Below are 5,267 nucleotides of genomic sequence, written 5' to 3'. Positions count from 1 at the left end.
GGACTCGATCGATGTCTCTCCCATCGTCATCGGCTTGGCGATCGCCTCCGGTTCGTTGTTCGCGCTGCAGGTCAACAGCAACTTCTTCTGGATGTTCAAATCTCTGCTCGGTCTGTCCACCAAGGGGACGCTGAAGACGTTAACGACCGTCACTGCCATCTCCTCGCTGGTCTCGTTGCCAATGGTCATTGGTATCGGACTCGTACTCCCGACCTAGTCCGAAGTCGTAGGCGTGTACCCGCCACCCAAGAACTGGAGCCACACCAGAACGAACGCGCCCGACCTCAGACGCAGGGAGCTGTCTCGCAAGCCGGTCGTCTCTCGAGAAGGATTCTCGCCGCGGGGATAGCTGGGCCCCGAGTTCGCATTCGCTCCGCTGAGCCGGTCAAGGAGTGGGTCGAGAACCCCAGATGCCCGACGTCTGGGGTGGTCGGCTGTACCTCTTCGACCACACCGCCGGCGCTGTCGAGCAACTTCACTACAATCACGAAACAGCACTGAGGCCCGCCGAGTGACTCAGAACAACGAGTCCCCGGACACGCCGGGAGGTCTCACAGGGCGAACCCGGTCAACGTTGAGACCCCTCGCAGGCAACCGAGTCGGTGAACGATCGGGGTGAACTCGCTGTCAGCGGCCATTACACCGATCGCCTTGTCGAGTCGGTCACGAAGGGGCTTGGTCGTCAAGATGGTGTCGTAGTCGGACTCGAACGTCATCTGCGTCGCCGTCTGGTCGAATCGTTGCCGCCGCAACCACGCATCATGGGCGTTGGTCCACGCTGCCCCGTCGCAATAGACGATCCCTTGGCGCAGCGAAAGCGTGGACAACCGGTGCCGAGCCCGCATCAGATCACCACGGCAGTCCTCGCGGGCCCGCACCAGATCACGGACAGCTTCCTGCTCGACCGTTGGCACCAAGACGGAGGTGACCTCGTCCCTGCTGTCTGTCCTGACCCGATCACCGGCCGGGCGCTGCAACTTCGACGGCGCTGCGACCTCACACCGAATCCCAGCCGCTTTCAGCGCCCGGAACAGCCCAAAGCCTGCCGGCCCGGCCTCATACGTCACCGCCACCGGACCAGGCAGGCCTTGGACCCACGACCGGATGTGCTCATATGACGGGGTCAATCGTTCCTGAACGAGGGGACTGCCCAGACTTTGGTTGACATCCCACTACGCCGTGGAGTTTCCAGGCACCGTGCAGATCGGTGCGTTCAAGTTGTGCCGAGATGGAAATCCTGGCCGGCGTCAGGGATCCGTGGACTGACGACGGGCTGTAATCTTTGAGCCCTGTGGTCGATACGGATCACCAAGACCACACGTGTGGGTCGGCCGGCTGGTTGTCGATCTTCGACCGGACGAGGCGGGGGCCGGGCACGATGCCCGGCCCCGCCCTCGTTCATCTGCGTGCTTCGCTCAGAAGCGGTCCTCGTCGGACGAGGAGCAGCTTCCGGACGTGAACGAATCGGCCGGGTGGCCGTTGAGGCCGTCAAGGCCGAAGACCGGCTGGGTGCGCTGGGCATCTGTGCTGGTCTCGGTCAACGTGTTGCTGCCGTCGTCGCTGACCTCACGTACCGAGGTGCGGTCGCCCGAGCTGCGGAGGTTGCCGACGAGCTTGGCGCCCTCGTAGCTGAACGGGTAGCCGTACGAACCCACCGTGGATGACGAGTCCTTCGACGTCACGTCGTCAGCGTTGTTGGCTGACAGCGACTCGTTCGAACGATCGCCACTCGACTCGTTGCCGAACGCGAACGCCGGGTCGAAGCCGCCGCCACCGAAGCCGAGATCGTTCGTGCCGTCGTTCGACGTGCTGCTGGACGACCAGCCTGACCGCTCTCCGTCACGGAATGACGACGTGTCGTCACTCGTGCTCGACAAGCTGGTGCTCTGGCCACCGTTGACGCCACCGAACTCGATGGGAGCCGAGGCGGCACCCTTCGTGGCGGAGGCGGACGAGCCGAGGTGATGAGCCTGCTCTCGGGCCCACCGAGCGACGTGCTCCGAGACAAAGCGCTCCTCCTGCTTGGCTTCGTTGGCGCATTCAGGCGCAAAGCCTCCCGGGAGGCACCCTGGTTGATTCCCGGGGCTCTGGTCGGTGGGAGCCGCGTCACTGGCCAGCAATGCGGGACACGAGATGACCACCAGCCTTCTCCCGACGTTCCTCACCTCCACACTCCATGCAGGATCTTGACCTTGGCGGCGCCGGTGCGGTCGTTGACACGGTGACCGGGACGAGCGAAGCGCTGCTTCGGTGAGGGTCCCGGACAGTTCTACGCCGTGGCGGTCTGGATCACCTGGGGACGGTAGCTCTCAATGATTTCGTTGAACTCGGTGCGCTCACGTTCGGGCACGCCCAGGAACATCAGTGTGGCCGCGATCTCCATCGCCACCGCGTCGAAGCCGGCCGTGTCGATGGACAGGCCGTCGTGGGCCGCGACCATGTCCCGGCCGAGGTAGCACTTCGGCCCGCCGGCGGCCTCGATGGACCAGGCGGTGACGAGGAACTTGTAGCCGGGCCCGTTGGCGGCGTTGCCGTGGTGCGCGTGCACCCCGGTGTTGGCGTTGACCAGGGCGTTGTCGAAGAGCCGGTCGACGAGCACATCGACCGCACCGGCGATGGCGTAGGCGCCGCCGAGACGTTCGTAGAGCGAGGCGTTCGTCGGGACTTGCGCGGCCGCCTCTGCGATGTCGCCAATCTCGGCGTCGGGTTCGATGATCTGCGTCATGGCGTGTTTCCTTCGGTTGTTGTCGTCCCGCCCGCGAGGTGCGGGGAGGACCGGGTGTGTGGGGTTAGGTGGCCGGCCAGGGTGCGGAGTCGGCGACGCAGGTCGGACAGCTCGAGGGGGTCGAGACCGGTTGCGCAGGCGACCTCCGCCTGAACGGCCACGGCTGCGGCCTCGAGGTCACGGCCACGTTCGGTCGCGGAAACCACTACCTGGCGGTGGTCGGTGCCGCGGCGACGGCGTACGAGACCGGCGACCTCCAGGCGCTCCACCAAGGGCGTCACTGCGTGGGAGTCGAGCTCGAGGCGATGCGCGATCCGCCCGACTGGTGCCGGGCCGTCCTGCCACAGGGCGAGCATCACCAGGTACTGCGGGTAGGTGAGCCCAATCTCGTCGAGCAAGGGGCGGTAGCGACGCGTGATCGCGTGTGTGGCGGCGTAGAGCGCGAAGCAGAGCTGGTCGTCGAGGCGCAAGCCGCCCACTCTGTCGAGCGGCTCCATCTCCACCTCCGATCACATGTGACATGGCTCACACTGGGGCCAATCAATCACGCGTGACACGTTTGGTCAAGAGGTGGGCCGCATTCCCAGACCCAGCGGAGTACAGCAGGCTCGGCCGCTCGTGGGGAAGGTGCGGGCGCCACCCGTGTTGCGGGCCACCCACAGGGCTTGGCGTCGCCCTTCGGCGTGGCCACTCTCGGGCATGTACGTGAGCGGCGTAGCAGCTTGGCTCTGCCTCAGTGCAGCTGCAGGTCGCGTACGGACTTGCGGCATCAGCAGTCGGCGACCGGACACCGCGCCTTCGGTCTTGCTCACGCGGTTGCCGCGGGTGTGGCCCTCCATCCACCTGTTGACCACGGCGGCGCCCGCCGGTCGGCCATGGGGCGGAGGCGTGGCACGTTGGGTGGTGTCGGAGGTGTTGTCGGACTGGAGCGCCTCGGTGATGTCCTCGAAAAGGGCCGAGTCAGGCGCCGAGGAAGTGATGGGACCGACCCGTTCAGTTCAGCGGTACAGGATCGAGAGTCCTGCCGACGGCCGGCCCAGGTCGCCATCTCTGACCGACCGCGGTGGCGCCACCCCGGCGAGCTTTAGGGGCGGTGCAGCCGGGGGTGGACATGAAATGGGGCATCAGTGTGACCAACTCGCCTTGACGTCGAGGGTTGACCAAGCGCGTCGGGATCCGCCGACCAGCCCTCCTGACGGCCCTGCACGATCGCTGGGGAGCGGTCTGACCTAAGCCGGATGAGGCAACGGGACATGCCGGCACCGGCCGTGCGGGCCGCCATCGCTACGGCGGGCACCCGGCATCGGGATCGACGGGGGACGAGCTCGAGACGTTCGTCGCAATGGCTCTTGCTCCTGGATGTCGAGTAGCCGTCGTCGGGCCTCGGGCCTGCCCGGGCCCGGGGCTGACCTCGGCGCTGGAACGGCGTGGTCCCTCCGGCTGTCATTCGCGCGTGTCCAAGCCCTTCGCCGTCCAGGTCGCCCGCTTGTCGCGGCGCTCTCTGTGCGCGGCGGTCGCGCTGGCGTTGAGCCTGATGTGCATTGTTTTCGCTGTTGCCGCATCGACGACGCCCATGACGGGCATGGTTGACATGGCCGATCCCTCGACGACTGCCGCACCTGCGGCCGCCGACGGGGCCTTCACCAGCGGGGCGACTGGCGGCGTTGTTGGTGATGTTGTCCGTGAAGTGGCTTCTCCGGTCGCCTCGGTGCTTTCGCTGCCCATGAGCTCGATGTGCGACGACACGTGCGTCACCGACGTAAGCCAGATGTGCCCGATTGCCGGTGGTCTGGCAGTGACCACTGTGCTGGCGCTGTTCTTGGCTTCTCGCCGTGACACCTTCACGGGACTGCTCGCGCGGATACGTCCCCGTGCGCTGTAGCGCCAATGGCGACGCCAGACCCCATGGACAATCCTGACACCGATCTCCTTGTGCGTCCTGAGGGTGTGAGAGGTCGCTCAGAGATCTCTCTCTGAGCCAAGCCCTCCCGTCGCCCGCCCATCAGCGGGCGCCGCTGACCCGGCGTTATCGATCGCCGGTTCCGCCTCTAGCCCGGCCCGCCCTGCCCGCCCCATGTTCCGTAGTGATGCGGCATCAGGCAGGCGTCTGGCTGGTCGACCAAACCACTCTCATCACAAAGGATTCAACAGACTCATGGACATGCGCTCCGCCGTCCCCGACTGGCTCACTCCGGTCGCCTGGACATACATCACGCTGTCATTGCTCAGCGCCGCCCTCATCGCCTCCAACATCTACCTGCTCCGTCGCCGTCATCGCGGTATCGCCACAGAACTGGTGTGGATCACCTCGGCGCTCTACCTTGGCCCGTTCGCCGTCGCGGTCTATCTGCGCCGCGGGCGAGCCCACCCCGCCTTTAAGACCGGAACTGCCGGTATCGCTGGAGAAGCCAAAGGCACGGCAGTTGCCGTGCTCCCCGGCGGAGGGGCCTCAGCAGTGGCACACCTGATTGCGGTGCCGCTCGTTGTTGCGGTCGGCTGGACCATCGCGGGTCTGGCGATGTGGCCGATGATCCTCGTCATC

At 66.0% G+C, this 5,267-nt stretch carries 6 protein-coding genes and 1 pseudogene; 3 read left to right on the top strand and 4 right to left on the bottom strand.

The genetic code is table 11. The features are described 5' to 3' along the window. A pseudogene (locus H7290_RS10105) lies at positions 1-217 on the top strand (hypothetical protein); the annotation flags it as partial. A 334-nt stretch (positions 218-551) separates the two neighbouring features. On the opposite strand, the gene H7290_RS10100 reads toward H7290_RS10105, so the two are convergent. The 4 genes from H7290_RS10100 to H7290_RS10085 form a co-directional block, all read right to left on the bottom strand. Continuing rightward, on the bottom strand, positions 552-845 hold the full coding sequence (locus H7290_RS10100) for a hypothetical protein (protein ID WP_290513888.1): 294 nt from the start codon (positions 843-845) through the stop codon (positions 552-554). Positions 846-1,415: 570 nt separating this feature from the next. Continuing rightward, positions 1,416-2,165, bottom strand: a complete 750-nt coding sequence (locus H7290_RS10095) for a hypothetical protein (RefSeq protein ID WP_290513887.1) — start codon at positions 2,163-2,165, stop codon at positions 1,416-1,418. Between the two features lie 104 nt (positions 2,166-2,269). Further along, the gene (locus tag H7290_RS10090) at positions 2,270-2,725 is read right to left on the bottom strand and encodes a group 1 truncated hemoglobin (protein ID WP_290513886.1); all 456 of its coding nucleotides are present in this window, start codon (positions 2,723-2,725) and stop codon (positions 2,270-2,272) included. Then, a complete protein-coding gene (locus tag H7290_RS10085; protein ID WP_290513885.1) occupies positions 2,722-3,222 on the bottom strand; it encodes a MarR family transcriptional regulator in 501 nt (166 codons plus the stop codon). The genes H7290_RS10090 and H7290_RS10085 overlap by 4 nt, the downstream gene beginning before the upstream one ends. A gap of 956 nt (positions 3,223-4,178) precedes the next feature. On the opposite strand from H7290_RS10085, the gene H7290_RS10080 reads away from it, so the two are divergent. Continuing rightward, the gene (locus tag H7290_RS10080) at positions 4,179-4,607 is read left to right on the top strand and encodes a hypothetical protein (RefSeq protein WP_290513884.1); all 429 of its coding nucleotides are present in this window, start codon (positions 4,179-4,181) and stop codon (positions 4,605-4,607) included. Positions 4,608-4,886: 279 nt separating this feature from the next. After that, positions 4,887-5,267, top strand: a 381-nt coding sequence (locus H7290_RS10075) for a hypothetical protein (RefSeq protein WP_290513883.1), incomplete at its 3' end; no start/stop codon positions are given.

This window comes from Aeromicrobium sp., from assembly GCF_014378035.1.
In the GTDB taxonomy this organism is placed as follows: domain Bacteria; phylum Actinomycetota; class Actinomycetes; order Propionibacteriales; family Nocardioidaceae; genus Aeromicrobium.
The sequence above is the reverse complement of the archived record's forward strand: the minus strand, read 5'-3'. Positions and strand labels throughout refer to the sequence as shown.